Origin of the sequence: Peptostreptococcus anaerobius 653-L (assembly GCF_000178095.1) — a bacterium.
Lineage (GTDB): Bacteria > Bacillota > Clostridia > Peptostreptococcales > Peptostreptococcaceae > Peptostreptococcus > Peptostreptococcus anaerobius.
This window is the reverse complement of sequence record NZ_ADJN01000042.1, coordinates 1-16448: the sequence shown is the minus strand read 5'-3', so window position 1 is coordinate 16448 and position 16448 is coordinate 1. Positions and strand designations below refer to the sequence as shown.

General features: G+C 34.4%; 16 protein-coding genes and 3 pseudogenes. 18 read left to right on the top strand and 1 reads right to left on the bottom strand.

Features of this window, described 5'->3' with window-relative positions; genetic code table 11:
- Window positions 1-125 (bottom strand): annotated as a pseudogene (locus HMPREF0631_RS10495) (IS256 family transposase); the annotation flags it as partial.
- Between the two features lie 133 nt (window positions 126-258).
- Between HMPREF0631_RS10495 and HMPREF0631_RS04450 the strand changes: the two are divergent.
- The 18 genes and pseudogenes from HMPREF0631_RS04450 to HMPREF0631_RS04370 all read left to right on the top strand — a co-directional run bounded on the left by HMPREF0631_RS04450 (window position 259) and on the right by HMPREF0631_RS04370 (window position 16319).
- Entirely contained in the window at window positions 259-549 is a 291-nt protein-coding gene (locus HMPREF0631_RS04450) for a GHKL domain-containing protein (protein ID WP_002843694.1), read from the top strand.
- A gap of 81 nt (window positions 550-630) precedes the next feature.
- A pseudogene (locus HMPREF0631_RS09860) lies at window positions 631-801 on the top strand (transposase); the annotation flags it as partial.
- 105 nt (window positions 802-906) lie between these two features.
- Window positions 907-1035: pseudogene (locus HMPREF0631_RS04445) on the top strand (transposase); the annotation flags it as partial.
- Window positions 1036-1274: 239 nt separating this feature from the next.
- Complete coding sequence (locus HMPREF0631_RS04440; protein ID WP_002843697.1) at window positions 1275-1883, top strand: TetR/AcrR family transcriptional regulator; 609 nt, start codon at window positions 1275-1277, stop codon at window positions 1881-1883.
- Window positions 1870-3615 (top strand): ABC transporter ATP-binding protein, encoded by a 1746-nt coding sequence (locus tag HMPREF0631_RS04435; protein WP_002843709.1) that lies wholly within the window; start codon window positions 1870-1872, stop codon window positions 3613-3615. Before HMPREF0631_RS04440 ends, HMPREF0631_RS04435 begins: the two co-directional genes overlap by 14 nt.
- A complete protein-coding gene (locus tag HMPREF0631_RS04430; protein WP_019595415.1) occupies window positions 3608-5329 on the top strand; it encodes an ABC transporter ATP-binding protein in 1722 nt (573 codons plus the stop codon). The genes HMPREF0631_RS04435 and HMPREF0631_RS04430 overlap by 8 nt, the downstream gene beginning before the upstream one ends.
- A 9-nt stretch (window positions 5330-5338) precedes the next feature.
- Entirely contained in the window at window positions 5339-5920 is a 582-nt protein-coding gene (locus tag HMPREF0631_RS04425; protein WP_002843711.1) for an MptD family putative ECF transporter S component, read from the top strand.
- Window positions 5920-6606 (top strand): energy-coupling factor transporter transmembrane component T, encoded by a 687-nt coding sequence (locus HMPREF0631_RS04420; RefSeq protein ID WP_002843701.1) that lies wholly within the window; start codon window positions 5920-5922, stop codon window positions 6604-6606. Before HMPREF0631_RS04425 ends, HMPREF0631_RS04420 begins: the two co-directional genes overlap by 1 nt.
- Window positions 6600-7985, top strand: coding sequence for an ABC transporter ATP-binding protein (locus HMPREF0631_RS04415; RefSeq protein ID WP_002843712.1), 1386 nt, complete (start codon window positions 6600-6602; stop codon window positions 7983-7985). The genes HMPREF0631_RS04420 and HMPREF0631_RS04415 overlap by 7 nt, the downstream gene beginning before the upstream one ends.
- Window positions 7986-8050: 65 nt before the next feature.
- Window positions 8051-8461, top strand: a complete 411-nt coding sequence (locus tag HMPREF0631_RS04410) for a universal stress protein (protein WP_002843705.1) — start codon at window positions 8051-8053, stop codon at window positions 8459-8461.
- 336 nt (window positions 8462-8797) lie between these two features.
- A complete protein-coding gene (gene rbr, locus HMPREF0631_RS04405; protein ID WP_002843693.1) occupies window positions 8798-9346 on the top strand; it encodes a rubrerythrin in 549 nt (182 codons plus the stop codon).
- A 39-nt stretch (window positions 9347-9385) separates the two neighbouring features.
- Window positions 9386-9763, top strand: a complete 378-nt coding sequence (locus HMPREF0631_RS04400; RefSeq protein WP_002843703.1) for a Fur family transcriptional regulator — start codon at window positions 9386-9388, stop codon at window positions 9761-9763.
- A gap of 28 nt (window positions 9764-9791) precedes the next feature.
- A complete protein-coding gene (locus HMPREF0631_RS04395; RefSeq protein ID WP_002843710.1) occupies window positions 9792-10163 on the top strand; it encodes a desulfoferrodoxin family protein in 372 nt (123 codons plus the stop codon).
- 194 nt (window positions 10164-10357) lie between these two features.
- Window positions 10358-11065, top strand: a complete 708-nt coding sequence (locus HMPREF0631_RS04390) for a 5'-methylthioadenosine/adenosylhomocysteine nucleosidase (RefSeq protein ID WP_002843707.1) — start codon at window positions 10358-10360, stop codon at window positions 11063-11065.
- 104 nt (window positions 11066-11169) lie between these two features.
- On the top strand, window positions 11170-12168 hold the full coding sequence (gene trpS, locus HMPREF0631_RS04385; RefSeq protein ID WP_002843688.1) for a tryptophan--tRNA ligase: 999 nt from the start codon (window positions 11170-11172) through the stop codon (window positions 12166-12168).
- A gap of 200 nt (window positions 12169-12368) precedes the next feature.
- Window positions 12369-15098, top strand: coding sequence for a DNA polymerase I (polA, locus tag HMPREF0631_RS04380; protein ID WP_002843696.1), 2730 nt, complete (start codon window positions 12369-12371; stop codon window positions 15096-15098).
- 18 nt (window positions 15099-15116) lie between these two features.
- Window positions 15117-15731: a dephospho-CoA kinase gene (coaE, locus tag HMPREF0631_RS04375; protein WP_002843698.1), complete on the top strand. Its 615-nt coding sequence runs from the start codon at window positions 15117-15119 to the stop codon at window positions 15729-15731.
- 18 nt (window positions 15732-15749) lie between these two features.
- Entirely contained in the window at window positions 15750-16319 is a 570-nt protein-coding gene (locus HMPREF0631_RS04370) for a lytic transglycosylase domain-containing protein (protein WP_039866304.1), read from the top strand.
- Window positions 16320-16448: the final 129 nt, after the last annotated feature.

The following is a 16448-nucleotide window of genomic DNA, read 5'->3' as shown; positions in this document are numbered from 1 at the left end:
TCTTCTATCATATCCTGTAGTGTTTCTCCCAACAAGTCTTTTAAAGCTTCTTGAATATCATTAGCTGTTTTTATATCATAAGTTTTTATTAATTCCCTTACAATATTTTTCTTAGCTGGATTCATTGGTTCTCTTTTTCTTCTTCCCATAACAAAAGTCCTCCCATAATAATAATTTTACCATAGAAGGACTTACAATTTTACAGACTTTTTTACATACACACTTTTCTTCTTATTGATATCAGATATATTATTATCTATGATATTTATAAATGTAGTTAATGAAAATATACTCCAAAAAAATAATTTTTTTGATATAATAGAGGTCTTTATATCATATAAAGATAGTAATTTGCTTATAAAAATAGTAAATACATTTGATGGCCTAGTAATAAAAGATAATAAAGGATTTGTTAGCAGAAAGGAAGAAAAAGTCTACCATGGAATTGGGCTTGAAAACGTACGTGAGCAAGTAGAAAAAAGTAATGGTTATATGAATATTGATACAGGTAACTGTATGTTTACTGTTGATTTATTTATTAACCTATAATATATTGTTGAGACAATAGTACAAAAAGATATTAACAAGAGAGTTGAATAGAATATATTTTTACAGGAATTGACACTTTAGAAATATGACTATACGTATGATATCGTAGAAATCAAAAACAACAAGATAAAGGTAATTAAAATAGTATCCTATGGATATAGGATCTATAGGAATTTTAAGGCAAGGATAATGCTTATGGAAAGGTATAAGATACAAAAGGGCAACATCCATAGTTATAAGTTTACTACATAATTTAATAAATTTTATTAATTTAAAGTATCACCAACGTTATTTGATATAGAGCTTTTTTGTATGAATGCCCCCCAGTTAGACTGGTGGTTCAGTGTAGCTTTAGCGTTGAGAAATTTGTGTGATTGGAAAGGGGTAAATATAATAGAAGCGAAAGTGTGTATAGATCATGTTCATATGCTTGTAGAAATACCACCTAAACTTAGTGTATCTACATTCATGGGTTTTCTGAAGGGTAACTAGTATAGTCTGCAAGTGCCAGACCACAAAAAAGCCCTTGTAGGCTTGGCAAGTAAACAAGGTCTTAACGGCCGCACATGGAGAACCACTATCTAGGCTGGTGGACTTCTTTTTTTGTATTAACTGATATTAATTTTAAAAAACTAATGATAATTTATATCAAAAAAGTATTGTTATTTTATGAAATTAGGTATATAATAACTTTATCGACGGAGACGTCGATAAAAGGAGGGTTTATGTGTGCTGTAAAAAGACTTAGTATTGAGGAAAGAAAAAATGAAATTATGCAGTCGGCTACAAGGCTAATTACTGAGAAGGGATTCTCAAATATGACTATGGAAGATGTAATAGCTGGAACGACTATGTCAAAAGGGGGTGTATATCATTATTACAAGAATACTTTGGACATATTTAAGGATTTGATGGTAGCGGGGATTGACTACAGGGATAAGATAATACATGAACATATTGGTGAGTGTGAGAAGGGCTGTGAGGTAGAATTTATGGCCAAGCAGATGGTTGATAAAATGCTAGATGACAATCCCTATATGCCTTTATATGTAGAATTTTTAATAGAGAAAAAGAGAAATCCTAAGTTGGAAGAAGTATTTGAAGATCTTAAAATGCAAGCAAATAATAGATTTAAGTTGATGGATACTAGTATTTCTGGAAGTCTGCTCAATAAATCCACCTTTGACTTATGCACTAACCTAATAAATGCTATCATACTCGCCTCAGATATATTGGGTGCAAGGGATAATTTTAGGAAAAACAGGTATTTGTTTGAAGAAATGTTAATTTCTATATTTAAAAATGAAAGGGAGATTGGAGATGGAAGTATATAAAAAGCTTTTTAAGTATATACCTGATTACAAGGGGCTTGCCTACTTATCAATGGTAGTATCAGGTATATCGTCAGTACTTATGGTATATGGATATTATTTGATTTACTTATTTTTGAGAGAGCTAGTAATAAGGTCTAACTATGAAAATGCTAGTTTATTTGCATTTAAGATAGTTTTTTATTTGACGATTAGTGCTCTACTTTATTGTGCCTCTGGATATATATCTCATAAGTTTGCATTTCGTTTGGAGACTAATTTGAGAAAGAGGGGTATAGATGGACTAATTGATTCTAGTTTTAGGTTTTTCGATATAAATTCATCAGGATATATTAGAAAAACTATTGATGACAATGCTGCAAAAACTCATACAGCAGTGGCCCATATGTTACCTGATAATTCACAAGCATTTTTGGTACCAGTTTTATCTTTGGTTCTTTCATTTGTAATTGGTCTACGTGTTGGTGCGGTGATATTGATACTGACTGTACTGTGTGCTGTAATACTAAAGGGCATGATGGGAAATGGTGAGTTTATGAAACTATACCAGTCTTCTTTGGATAGACTGAGTTCTGAAACAGTCGAATACATCAGGGGTATGCAGGTGGTCAAGATATTTGGTACAAGACTTGAATCATTTAGGTCCCTATATAATGCTATAATGGATTATTCTAAGTATGCCTACAATTATACACTTAGCTGTAAAAAGTCATATGTTGTATATCAGTGGATTTTTCTAGGTCTTGTGGCCATTATAAGTATACCGCTTTCTTTCTTTTTGACAGGTATTAATGAGCCGAACACAATAGCAGTCGAGTTGATAATGGTCTTATTTTTGAGTGGCGTCATCATGGTTTCGTTTATGAAGATTATGTGGGCTAGCATGAATATTTTCAATGCAAAGTATGCTGTTGATAGTTTGGAACAACTTTATAGTGATATGCAAAAGGACAAGCTTTCTTATGGTAAGAGAGACAAGTTTGACAACTATAATATAGAGTTTGATAATGTTACATTTTCATATAAAGACAACAAGGTCCTTGATAAACTATCTTTTTCTTTAGAAGAGAATAGGTCTTATTCTCTAGTTGGTCACTCAGGATCTGGAAAGTCAACCATAGCTAAGCTTTTGTCAGGATTTTATAAAGTTGACTCAGGGTCTATAAAAATAGGTGGATACCCTATAGAAGACTATAGCAAGGAAGCCATAATAGGTGCTGTATCTTTTGTATTTCAAGATAGCAAGCTGTTTAAAAAGTCTATCTATGAAAATGTGGCTATTGGAGATAAGAATGCCAGCAGAGAGGAAGTATTCGATGCCATGAAAAAGGCTGGTTGTATGGATATTGTAAACAAACTAAAAGATGGGGCTGATACGGTAATCGGTTCCAAGGGGGTCTATCTGTCTGGTGGAGAAAAACAGAGGATAGCTATAGCCAGGGCAATTCTCAAGAAATCTAAGATAGTTATAATGGATGAGGCTAGTGCTGGCATAGATGCTGATAATGAGCATGAATTACAAAAGGCCTTTAAGAACCTTATGGAAGATAAGACTGTTATAATGATAGCCCATAGACTTACAAGTATACAATATGTCGATGAAATACTTGTATTAGAAAATGGACAAGTCATTGAAAGAGGTAACAACAAGGAATTAATGGACAAGAATGGCTTGTACAGTAGACTATTAAATCTTTACAAGAGTGCGAATGATTGGAGGGTTACAAATGACTAATTATTATAAAAAGAGATTTTGCTTAAGTGACCAAGGATCCAAAAATCTTACAAGGGCAACTTGGTCCTGCTTTCTTTCATATTGTGTCAATTTATTGCCTATGATTTTACTTATGATGCTTGCTGACCAATTGATACTGGGCAATGTAAGGGATAAGTATGTTTATATAGGATTTTCAATAATTATCCTTATACTCATGTATGCGGTTTTGTCAAAGGAGTATGTAGATTTATTTAATTCGACATACAAGGAGTCTGCTAATTTGAGGATAGGAATATCTGAGAGTCTGTCAGAACTTCCTATTGAATATTTTTCAAAGCATGACCTATCAGACCTATCTCAAACTATAATGGCTGATGTTGAGAGGATAGAGCATGCCATGAGTCACTCAATACCAAAAGTATTTGGTATGTATTTGTTTTTCCCGCTTATGGGAATAATGATGGTCTTAGGCAACTGGAAGCTTGGTCTAGCTGTTATTATACCAACTCTTATAAGTTTTATATTGATACCCCTAGCAAAGAAAAGCAGGGTCAGAGAGAATGAAAAATATTACAGGGTATTAAGGGACAATTCAGAAAAATTTCAAGAAACTATAGAACTACAGCAAGAGATAAGTAGTTTTAATATGTCAAAAGATGTTAAAAAAGATCTTTACAGACAGATGGAGGATAGTGAGAAAACCCATATTAAAGTGGAGACTGGCTCACTTTTAATAATGGGTGTATCATCCTTATTTGCCTTTACTAGCATTTCAGTAGTTATGGCAGTTGGTATAAGTCTTGTTATTAAGAATGAAATCAGTATGCTATATTTGGTAGGTTATATTATAGCAGCAATCAAAATAAAAGAAATATTTGATATATCAAAAGAGGGCATAATGGAGATGTTTTATATAGATCCAGCCGTTGAACGTATCAAAGAGATAAAAAATACTCCCCTACAAATGGGTGAAGATACAGAGATAGACAACTATGATATAGAATTTAAGAATGTGTCTTTTTCATACAATAAAGACAGACAAGTACTGAAAGATATCAATTTTGTGGCTAAACAAGGTGAAGTAACAGCCCTTGTTGGGCCATCAGGATCTGGTAAGACATCTGTATTGAGATTGATATCCAGACTTTATGACAACGATTCAGGCAGCATATTAATGGACGGTAAGGACATAAAGAAAATATCTACAGATTCCTTATTTAAAAATATATCTATAGTATTCCAGGATGTTACCCTTTTCAATACTAGCATACTTGAAAATATAAGGCTTGGTAGGGTTGATGCAAGCGATGATGAAGTAAGAAATGCTGCAAAACTTGCAAACTGTATAGATTTTATAGATAGCCTACCACAAGGCTTTAACACTATAATTGGCGAGAATGGTGCTGAACTTTCAGGTGGAGAGAGGCAGAGATTATCTATAGCGAGAGCCTTTTTAAAGGATGCTCCTGTCCTAATATTGGATGAAATATCAGCTAGTTTGGATGTTGATAATGAAAAGAAGATACAGGAGAGCTTGAATAAGTTGGTGAAAAATAAGACAGTAATAATAATATCCCATAGACTTAAGTCTATTGAAAATGTTGATAAGATAGTTGTTATTGACAAGGGTTGTGTAGAGAGTGTTGGTAAACATGAACAACTTATTGATAATTCGAGTGTTTATAGGAATCTTGTAGAAAAGACTAGATTAGCAGAGGAATTTGTTTATTAGGGGGTTAAAATGACAAGAGATAAACTAAAGGTTAAGGACCTTGTTACAATAGGAGTATTTACAGTAATTTATTTTGTTCTGATGTTTTCAGTAGGCATGATAGGCGTAGTTCCTATATTGTTTCTAGTGTATCCTACAATACTTGGGCTAGTAACTGGGACTCCGATCATGCTATTTATGGCAAAGGTAAGAAAACCATGGGCGCTTTTTATATTGGGTATGATAGCCCCGCTTGTTATGTTTGCTATGGGTCACACATATGTATTGCCGACCATTTCATTGATTGTTATGTTATTGGCGGAGTTGATTAGAAGAAAAGGTGGATACAAGTCATTTAAGTATGAGATGATTTCTTTTGCTGTTTTTAATACATGGATATGTGGTTCTCTTATGCAGATGTTACTTGCAAAGAAAAAGTATATAGAGCTTTCAATGATGATGGGTAAGGACTATGTTCAAACCTTGGAAAGGCTGATTACTTATCCTAATATGGTACTTGTATATATCGGTGCCGTTTTAGGTGGTATAGGAGGTGCCTATATAGGAAGAAAGATATTAAAGAAGCATTTTATTAAGGCAGGTATAGTTTAATGTCTATTGGTGTTCGTTCAAATGTAAATCCCAATCCAATAACAAAATTATTTGTTGTGGTGGTTCTGGGCTTTACAGTATTACATTCAATAAACATATATTTTGAATGGTCGATAATAGTTCTAATATCCTTAATGTATTTGATAAATGGATATAAAAAGCAGGCTATTAATAATATCCTTGTATATCTAGTAATGTTTATTGTACCTTATATAGGATTGATATCAGAATTTAATGCCTTTATAAAGATGTTTTTTTCATTATTTTTGGTGTTTAGGATGTTTTATGTACCTTTTTCTGCGGGTAAGTTTATGATTTGTACATCTGATGTAGGTTGTGTAATTTCATCTATGGATAGGCTTAAGATACCAAAGGAGTTTTCAATACCTATTTCAGTTATGTTTAGGTTTTTTCCATCTTTTAAAGAGGAGAGAAAAAACATTAGGATGGCTATGAAGATAAAGGGAATACATACAAGAAATCCTATAAAGTATCTTGAATATATAGCTGTTCCACTTTTAATAGTGTCTTCTAACATAGTTGATGATATATCAAAGGCAGCCGAAACTAAATGTATTGAAAGTCCTCTTAAGAAGACAAGATATACAAAGGTGTGTATGAGGAAGGTTGACCTAGTATACTCTGTGTTGATGGTACTAATGTTGTTGGGAGGTTGGCTATGCTAAATTTAGAAAAAGTTTCTCTAGAATATTCCGATAACAAAAAGATACTTGATGAAATTAACCTTAGCGTAAATAAGGGCCAATGCCTACTGATTACAGGAGAGAGTGGTAGTGGAAAGTCTTCGATTATTAACTGTATAAACGGCCTGGCTATCAAGTATGATGGTGGCACTATGGGTGGAAACATTAAATTATATGGACAGTCACTGAAAAATTTGGAGCTTTACCAGATATCAATGATGATTGCGAGTGTATTTCAGAATCCTAAAACCCATTTCTTTAATGTCAACACGACACTTGAGCTCCTATTTTACCTTGAAAATATTGGACTTAATAGGGAAGAGATGGACAAACGTATGGAAGATATGTTAAGAGTCTTTCCTATATGCCATCTTCTGGATAGGGATATATTTGATTTATCAGGTGGTGAAAAACAAATACTGTGTATAGCGTCTTCTTATATATCTGGTTGTAAGCTAGTTGTACTAGACGAACCCTCATCTAATCTTGATGATAAACATATAGATATATTAAGACAAATGCTGGAAATGCTAAAGCAAAAGGGTATAAGCCTTGTAGTAGCAGAGCATAGGATATTCTATCTCAAAAATATTGTAGATAGGGTATTGATAATAGAAAATGGGACAATAAAGAAAGAGTATACAAATGAAGAGTTCTTTTCCCTTTCAGACGAAGAATTATCAGCAAGAGGGCTCAGATCTACGAGTGAAACTAACCTAATCAAGGGATACAGTGGAAGTGGAGAAGACTTGATCATTAAAGACCTTGTATATAAATTCAATGGCCATGATAGGCTTGAAATCAAGGACTTATCATTTAGTCTGGGAGGTATATATGGTATTATAGGCAAAAATGGATGTGGTAAGTCCACATTTCTAAGGCTTATAACCGGACTTGATAAAAAATCAAAGGATAAGATTGTATTCAAGGGAAAAATAATATCGCCTAAAGATAGGTTAAAGATGTCATCATTGGTTATGCAGGATGTAAATCATCAGTTATTCTCTGATTCTGTTGAAAATGAACTTATTCTAGGTTGCAATGCCATACAAGAAAAAAGCGTAACAGAAATCATTGATAGTTTGGGTCTTGGCGATTGTAGGGATAGGCACCCTATGAGCCTGTCAGGAGGGCAAAAACAGAGAGTAGCTATAGCATCGGCAATATGCAAGGTAGCAAGATTTATTTTTATGGATGAACCTACTAGTGGTATGGATTATAAGAATATGTCCAAAATTTCTAGGATTGTAAGGGATATCAGTTCGAGTGATAATATAATATTTATAGTATCTCATGACAAAGAATTCCTAAATATGACTGTCGATGAAGTCGTCAATATTGAATTATATAGGCACAAATGATATAATATAAATAATATATAGTTGTATAGTATATAATTCTATATTATATAAGGAGGTGTTTTTCCATGGAGGTAAGGAAAATATTAGTTCCAATCGATGGTACAGAAAGAAGTATGCATTCACTGGACTTTGTAAAGGGTTCATATGATAAGGATGAGGTTTCAGTAAGTATTATCAATGTTAAAGAGTTGGTGTTTATAGATGGTATTTCTATGAGTGACGAAATTAAGACATCTGAAATGATTGGTAAGGAATTGCTAGAAAAGGCTAAGTCATATCTTGAAGGCTATGACGTAAAAGGTATATTCGCATTTGGATATGCAGGTGATGAAATAGTTAGAAGATCCAAGGAAGAGGGTACTGATCTGATAGTAATGACTAAGTCAACTAAAAAGGGACTTACTAGAATTATAGGATCTTGTACTTCTTATGTCTTAAAGCACGCAGAGGCTGCAGTTTTGATTATACCAGAATAAATCTTGAGTTTTAGAGAAAAAGTTTAATAAAATTTTTGAAGACCCGTAATCATGTTATTAGATATTAATAATGGTTACGGGTTTTGTTTTATAAGTAAATATTGGAAAAACAGTTTACTAAATAAAATATTTCTCTAAAAAAAGTTGAAATAAAAATAGGAACTGTTACTATAATTGCTATTGAGAGTTAATTTCATTAAGTGTTTTGCGCATAAAACTTTATTTTATATAAAAAATCTTGATTTTTTTGGTTTAATATAAGAAAATAGGGTATAATAATACCATAGTCAAATGATATAAATATTTTAATAAAGATAAAATTTAGGAGGATTTAAAATGACACAGGAATTAAAGGGAACAAAAACAGAAAAGAACTTAAATGATGGTTTTGCCGGAGAATCAATGGCGAGAAACAAATACACTTACTATGCTTCACAGGCTAGAAAAGAAGGATACAATCAGATAGCTGATATATTCCTAGAAACTGCTGAAAATGAAAAGGAACATGCTAAGTTATGGTTCAAGGCTCTTCACGGTGGAGAAGTTCCAACAACTGAAGAAAACCTACTTGATGCAGCTGAAGGTGAAAACTACGAATGGACAGATATGTATGTTAAGTTTGAAAACGACGCTACAGAAGAAGGATTTACTGAATTAGCTAGATTATTCAAGGGTGTTGCAGCAATAGAAAAGACTCATGAAGAAAGATACAGAACTCTACTTCAGAATCTAAAGGATGGTAGAGTATTTGAAAAGGAAGAAGTTGTTGTATGGCATTGTATGAACTGTGGTCATATCCATGTTGCTAAGAAGGCTCCAAAGATATGTCCAGTATGTAAGCATCCACAGGCATTCTTCCAGGTTAAGAACGAAAACTGGAAATAAGAAACTACACTAGTTTAATTATAAGAAAGGGCGAAGGGTATGAAATTTTCTAGGCAGAGAGAACTTATAATCAGTGAAGTACTCAACAGTGATGAACATCTGACAGCTGATGCTATATATGAGAGATTGAAGAAGGAAAATCCAAACCTAAGCCTTGGTACAGTATATAGAAATCTAACACAGTTGTCGGACAACGGCATGATTGGCAAGGTTAGTATACCTGGCGATCCTGTTAGATTTGATGGTAATTTATCTAATCATAGCCACCTTATATGCGAGTCTTGTGGGAAAATTATTGATATAGATGAAAAATTATTCAATTTAGACTTTTCAAAACTACAAGAAGAGGGTATACAAGTGATAGGGACAGATATTCTACTTAGAGGAATATGTTCGGAATGTAGTAAAGTTAGATAAATATTTATATATGGAGAGGAGACATTATATGTCAAGAGAATTAGCATTTTATACAAACGAAGCAGGAGATATATTAGAAAAGTTAGTCTGTGAAGGTGGAGACCTATCAGGACTTAAGGCCATAGAAGCAAACTCAACTGATGCAGCTGGTGAAAAGCACGTTCCAGTTATAGAAGTTGCAGGAAATAAGGTAACAGTTAAGGTTGGAGAAGTTGCACATCCAATGACTGAAAAGCACCATATAGCTTTCGTAGTACTTGTAACAGAAAAGACAATTCAGAGAGTTGACCTTGACCATGAAGGTGAACCAGTTGCTGAATTCGTTCTAGCTGATGATGACAAGGCTATAGCAGCATATGAATACTGTAACCTACATGGATTATGGATTGCTCAGGCATAATAATCCTTTGATAATCGTATAGTATACCAATCGACCTACAAGATTGTCTTTATAGACCTGTCTTGTGGGTCTTTTTTTATGAAATTATGGAAATTATTTCGTATCAGTATTTTCTTCAATTATGGACATGCAAGAGTATTTATGTAATAATATATATGAGATTAAAGTGGATTTATGGTGTATAAGGAGAGAATATGACTAATATAAACAAAATAGGTGTAATAGGGGCTATGAACGAAGAAGTTGTTAGCTTGACAAAGATGTTAAATAATAAAAAAGAGACTAGGGTAGCAGGGCTTACTTTTTATGAAGGTCAAATATCTGGCAAGGACTTGGTTGTAGTTGAATGTGGTATAGCAAAAGTCAATGCTGCTATGACTACTCAGATACTTATCAGTGAGTTTAAGGTGGATGCTGTTATAAATACTGGTGTAGCAGGGGCCCTGCATCAAGGCATCAAGGTAAACGATGTAGTTGTATCTACTGAGGCAATCCAGTATGATGTAGATGCTTCATTTATGGGAGACCCTAAGGGAACTATACCTAGGATGAAGACATCTGTCTTTGTTGCAGATGAAAGACTGGTAGAGGCTGCCTATAGGGCTTTTGAAGAAGGCCACGCCAAGACAAATGTCTATAAGGGAAGGGTTGTCACTGGAGATAAGTTCGTTGCTGACAAGGATACAAAGATTGAATTAAGAGACCACTTCAAGGGATATTGTTGTGAGATGGAAGGCGGAGCTATAGCCCATGTTGCCTATCTTAATGGGGTTCCGTTTGTAATAATAAGGGCTATTTCAGACAATGCTGATGATGAAGCAGGAGTTTCTTATGAAGACTTTGTTGTTGAGGCTGCTGAGATTTCAAGAGAAATGGTAGTCAATATAATAGAAAGATTATAATTTAAATATTCATTGCCTACTTATATTGAAGAATTGGGTCTTGAGTGATATAATTAAGACATAAAAATTTGTAGCTAGATTACAATAATAAAGGAGATAAGTATATGAGCGACAAGGTAAAGAAGGTTATATTTAGTGGTGTGCAGCCATCAGGAAAGATGACTTTGGGAAATTATTTGGGAGCTTTGAGAAACTGGACGAAGCTTCAGAAGGACTATGAGTGCTTTTTTAGTATGGTAAATATGCATGCTATAACAGTACCTCAGGATCCAAAAGTACTTAGGAGACAGACAATAGAACTATTAGCCCAATTTATTGCCTGTGGTATTGAACCAGACTTAAACACTATATTTGTTCAGTCACACGTTCATGAACATGCTGAGCTTAACTGGGTTCTTTGTACTACTACATATATGGGTGAATTAAATAGAATGACTCAATACAAGGACAAGTCACAAAAGTCTGAAGCTAACTTAAATGCAGGCTTATTCACCTATCCTGTATTGATGGCAGCTGATATACTATTATACCAGGCTGACCTTGTACCAGTTGGTGATGACCAGAAGCAGCACCTTGAATTGGCAAGGGACCTAGCAACTAGGTTTAATAATAGGTTTGGCGATACTTTTGTCGTTCCTGAAGGATACTATCCAAAGGAAACTGCAAGGGTAATGAGTCTACAAGATCCAACAAAGAAGATGTCAAAGTCCGACTCAAATCCAAAGGGATTTATACTTCTTGCTGAGGATGCAGATTCAACTGCTAAGAAGATTAAGTCTGCAGTTACAGACTCTGTTGGTATAGTGAGATATACAGATGAGCAGCCAGGACTAAAGAACCTAATAAATATCTACTCTGCTATGACAGACAAGTCAGTAGAAGAGGTAGTTGCAATGTATGAAGGTAAGGGATATGGAGCCTTCAAGGGAGAAATGGCAGAAGCTGTCGTAGAAACTCTAAGACCAATCAGGGAAAAATATGCTTATTTGTTGGACAACCAAGACTATCTTGAAAAGATCTATAGAAGTGGTGCTGAAAAGGCTCAGCTTGTTGCAGCCAAGACTCTTGCTGATGTTTATGACAAGATAGGATTTATAAGATAATAATGTCGATTCAAAAAGAAACGACATAATATAAGAAAACAATAAAAACAAAACAACAAAAACAATATAACAAAACAAAGAATAAACTGATAGGAACTCAATTATTGGTTTATTCTTTTTTTGTAGTCAATACTGGTCTGACAGGACCTATCAAAGTGATTTTTGTGATATAATATAAAAATGAGGTTGAAACAACCAGTATGGAAAGTGAGGACGAAATGGATAATAATATAAATAATGAAAATATAGACAGAGACAAGGTCCTATTGTTGATAGATGGTAATTCTATAATAAATAGGGCGTTTTTTGCACTACCTCCAATGGATAATGGTGATGGACTGCATACGAATGCAATATACGGATTCTTGACAATGATGTTCAAGATGATAGACCTATATAGACCAACACATATATCAGTTGCCTTTGATGTAAAGGCACCTACATTTAGGTACAAGTCATATGAGAGTTACAAGGCAGGCAGAAAAAAGATGATGCCAGAGCTAGCTAGTCAGCTTGGACCTATGAAGGAAGTCTTAGATGTTTTGAATGTTGATAGAAAAGAGATAGCGGGCTATGAGGCAGATGATATACTAGGTACCGTGTCCTTGGATGCTGAGAAGGCTGGATACAAGGTATATGTAGTTACAGGAGACAGGGATGCTATCCAGCTTGCTTCTGATATGACTACTGTACTTATAACAAAAAAAGGTGTTGGAGAAGTTGAAGAGTATAATAGAGAGGGTGTCTATGAGAGATATCAACTTAGTCCTGACCAATTTATAGACCTTAAGGGTCTTATGGGAGACAAGTCAGATAACATACCGGGCATACCAGGTATAGGAGAAAAGACAGGTATCAAGCTATTGCTTGAATATGGTAGTGTTGAGGGGGTTCTTTCTAATGTAGACAAGTTAAAGGGTGCCCAGAAGAAAAAGGTAGAAGAAAATATGGAATCAGCTAGGATGAGTAAGGACCTAGCGACTATCATGAGAGATGTTCCTATTGATTTTGACCTTGAATCTATGGTGTTTGGGGATTTTGAGACATCAAGAGTCATAGAAAAATTCCAAGAACTTAAATTTAATAGTCTAATTTCAAAGGTAAGTGACCTATCAGGTATAGAAGATAAGGAAAGAGAAATAGACCTTATAAGGCTTGACCAAGATAATATTGCAGATTTTATTGCTAGGGTCAAGGAAGGGTCTGAGTTATATATAAAGACTATAGCTAGGTCGGGGAATATACTTGAAAAAAATATAATATCCATGTATTTAGCTACAAGTGACGAGAGTGATAAGGCGGATCCATATAAAATATACTATATGGATAAAGAACTAGCAGAATCTATGCCAAAAGAGATTGTAGACCTGATTGAAGATGAGGATATAGAAAAAATAGGATGCAATATAAAGTCAGACTACATCAATCTGAGGCCTTATGGTATTAGGCTTGGCAAGATTGGATTTGATATATCCATAGCAGAGTACATAATAGATTCTAAGACATCGACATCATATGATTTTGATGTTATAGCTAGCAAGTACATCTATAAGAAGATGACTTCAGAAGAGGACCTACTGGGCAAGGGTGCCAAGGCTAAGAAGTATGAAGATATAGAAAAAGAAGACTTGGACAAGTTTGCTATAGGCATAATGAATACTCTTAGTGGTGTTGTTCCTAAGATGAGACAGATCATAAAAGATGATGATATGGAAAAACTCCTGTATGATGTAGAGATACCCCTAATCGAAGTCTTAGGAGATATGGAGTATATAGGTATTCATGTTGACAAAAAAACTCTAGATGAGCTAGGAGTCTTGTTTAATGACAGGATAAAATACCTAGAGACTAAGATATACGATATATCAGGAGAAAAGTTTAATATCAATTCTCCAAAGCAGTTGGGTCTTATATTGTTTGAAAAGCTGGAACTTCCTGTAATCAAGAAGACTAAGACAGGATATTCTACCAATGCAGAGGTTCTTGAAAAATTGAGGGACAAGCATCCTATAATAGATATGATTACAGACTATAGGACTGTAGTTAAGCTAAAGTCTACATATGTAGAGGGTATCAACAATCTTATAAATCCACTTGATGGTAGGATACATTCTTCATTTAACCAGGCCATAGCTACAACAGGTAGAATATCGTCTACAGACCCTAATATGCAGAATATCCCTGTAAGAACAGACCTAGGTAGACAGCTTAGGAGGGTATTTGTTGCAGGACAGGGCAGTAAGCTAGTAGACGCCGACTACTCACAGGTAGAGCTAAGAGTCCTTGCTGATATGAGTGGTGATGAGGATATGATAGAGGCCTTTGATAGAGGTGTGGATATACATAGGAATACTGCATCACAGGTATTCGGTGTTCCTTTTGATGAGGTTTCAGCTGAGTTAAGAAGTGCTGCCAAGGCAGTAAACTTTGGTATAATATACGGCAAGAGTGACTTTGGATTGGCTAAGGACCTTGATATAAGCATAGCTAAGGCCAAGGAATATATAGAGAACTACTTTGCTAGATTCCCTAAGATAAAAGGATTTATGGACCACATAGTTTCCGATGCAGAAGAAAAGGGATATTCAACTACTATATTTGGAAGAAGAAGATATATACCTGAGATAAAGTCTAGCAATTTTGTAGAGAAAAACAGGGGAATAAGGGCTGCTATGAATGCACCTATACAGGGAAGTGCTGCAGATATTATTAAAATTGCTATGGTCAACGTTCATAATAGATTGGAGGAAGAAGGTCTAAAGTCAAACCTAATTCTTCAGGTACACGATGAATTGATCGTAGAATCCCCTATAGAAGAGGTAGAAAGAGTAAGAGTATTACTAAAAGAAGAAATGGAGAATGCTGTTAATTTGAAGGTTAATTTGGATGTTGACCTGAATGTTGGAGATTCATGGTATGAAACAAAATAAGTAAGAGGAGTGGATTATATGTTGAAGGTTGGTTTAACAGGAAATATTGGATGTGGTAAGTCTACAATTTCATCCCTGCTTGAGATGAGGGACTATCATATTATAGATGCAGATTTGGTTACGAGGGATATATACGAATATGAAGATATGATAGAAAGAATTAAGATATATTTTCCCGCAGCAGTCAAAAATGAAACTGTAGATAGAAAGACATTGGGTGATATAGTATTTTCTGATAAGGATAAGTTATTGACCTTGAACAGGATAGTCCACGACAAGATACTTTCTATAATAGAGATGAGGATAGCCTTGTATTCCAGGATCCATGGAGATGGTGGAGTTGTCATAATAGACGGAGCTCTCCTATATGAAACAGATTTTAATAAGAACCTGGACAAAATGATAGTTGTTTATTGTAGGGAAGATGAACAGCTAAATAGGATACTGGATAGGGACAAGTTGACAGTTCCTCAGGCTTTGAGTAGGATAAATAGTCAGCAAGATCAGGCTGAAAAAGTTAAAAGTGCAGACTACGTGGTTGATAATTCGGGTTCGATTGAAGACTTGTATCCGAAGATAGATGCACTTGAAGAAAAACTATTGGAATGGATAGAGGAGAAGAAGAGTAGTTAACATACCATTCCAAAGATAATGGGGTGTTATAAGTTGTATAAAATAAATAGGAAGTTTTTTTATTTGCTGGTCCTATTGACCATAGCTTTGGGAGCGGGTTTATTTATGGATGATTTTAACCGTAAATTTGTATATCCCATACGATATAGGCAGGAAGTAGAGGAATATTCTAAGGAATTTGGTGTTGACAAGTATTTGGTCTACAGTATAATTAAGACTGAGAGCAAGTTTGACAAGGATGCAGTTTCTAATAAAGGTGCAAAGGGATTGATGCAAGTCACTGATAAAACAGCAAGTTGGGCTGCCAAAGAATTGAAATTGGGCAGTAGTATTAATATATTTGAGCCAAAGACTAATATTAGGATTGGAGTTTGGTATCTATCAAGGTTAGAGAGAGAATTTCATGGAAATATAGATTTGTCTATAGCTGCATATAATGGTGGTTCAGGCAATGTTAGAAAATGGCTCAATAAAGACGAGTATAGTAAAGATGGGCAGTCTTTGATGAAGATACCATTTAAAGAAACATCAGACTATACCTATAGGGTCATGAGGAACTATAAAATATATAAAAAACTATATGACTAAGCGTGATAGATAGTCAATATATAATTAGCAAAAGAATTAAAATTTAAAGTAGCAAGGTACTGAAAAAAATAAAAGTTACAAAAAAGTTACGACAATTGAACTCTGAGCAGAGGTAAAAGTTACAAAAAT

Bases quoted from the DNA above. Each gene is read 5' to 3' on its own strand.
- HMPREF0631_RS04450 (WP_002843694.1), top strand. From the start codon at position 259: ATGATATTTATAAATGTAGTTAATGAAAATATACTCCAAAAAAATAAT.
- HMPREF0631_RS04420 (WP_002843701.1), top strand. From the start codon at position 5,920: ATGTCTATTGGTGTTCGTTCAAATGTAAATCCCAATCCAATAACAAAA.
- HMPREF0631_RS04430 (WP_019595415.1), top strand. From the start codon at position 3,608: ATGACTAATTATTATAAAAAGAGATTTTGCTTAAGTGACCAAGGATCC.
- rbr (WP_002843693.1), top strand. From the start codon at position 8,798: ATGACACAGGAATTAAAGGGAACAAAAACAGAAAAGAACTTAAATGAT.
- HMPREF0631_RS04410 (WP_002843705.1), top strand. From the start codon at position 8,051: ATGGAGGTAAGGAAAATATTAGTTCCAATCGATGGTACAGAAAGAAGT.
- HMPREF0631_RS04400 (WP_002843703.1), top strand. From the start codon at position 9,386: ATGAAATTTTCTAGGCAGAGAGAACTTATAATCAGTGAAGTACTCAAC.
- trpS (WP_002843688.1), top strand. From the start codon at position 11,170: ATGAGCGACAAGGTAAAGAAGGTTATATTTAGTGGTGTGCAGCCATCA.
- HMPREF0631_RS04440 (WP_002843697.1), top strand. From the start codon at position 1,275: ATGTGTGCTGTAAAAAGACTTAGTATTGAGGAAAGAAAAAATGAAATT.
- polA (WP_002843696.1), top strand. From the start codon at position 12,369: ATGGAAAGTGAGGACGAAATGGATAATAATATAAATAATGAAAATATA.
- coaE (WP_002843698.1), top strand. From the start codon at position 15,117: ATGTTGAAGGTTGGTTTAACAGGAAATATTGGATGTGGTAAGTCTACA.
- HMPREF0631_RS04415 (WP_002843712.1), top strand. From the start codon at position 6,600: ATGCTAAATTTAGAAAAAGTTTCTCTAGAATATTCCGATAACAAAAAG.
- HMPREF0631_RS04370 (WP_039866304.1), top strand. From the start codon at position 15,750: ATGGGGTGTTATAAGTTGTATAAAATAAATAGGAAGTTTTTTTATTTG.
- HMPREF0631_RS04425 (WP_002843711.1), top strand. From the start codon at position 5,339: ATGACAAGAGATAAACTAAAGGTTAAGGACCTTGTTACAATAGGAGTA.
- HMPREF0631_RS04395 (WP_002843710.1), top strand. From the start codon at position 9,792: ATGTCAAGAGAATTAGCATTTTATACAAACGAAGCAGGAGATATATTA.
- HMPREF0631_RS04435 (WP_002843709.1), top strand. From the start codon at position 1,870: ATGGAAGTATATAAAAAGCTTTTTAAGTATATACCTGATTACAAGGGG.
- HMPREF0631_RS04390 (WP_002843707.1), top strand. From the start codon at position 10,358: ATGACTAATATAAACAAAATAGGTGTAATAGGGGCTATGAACGAAGAA.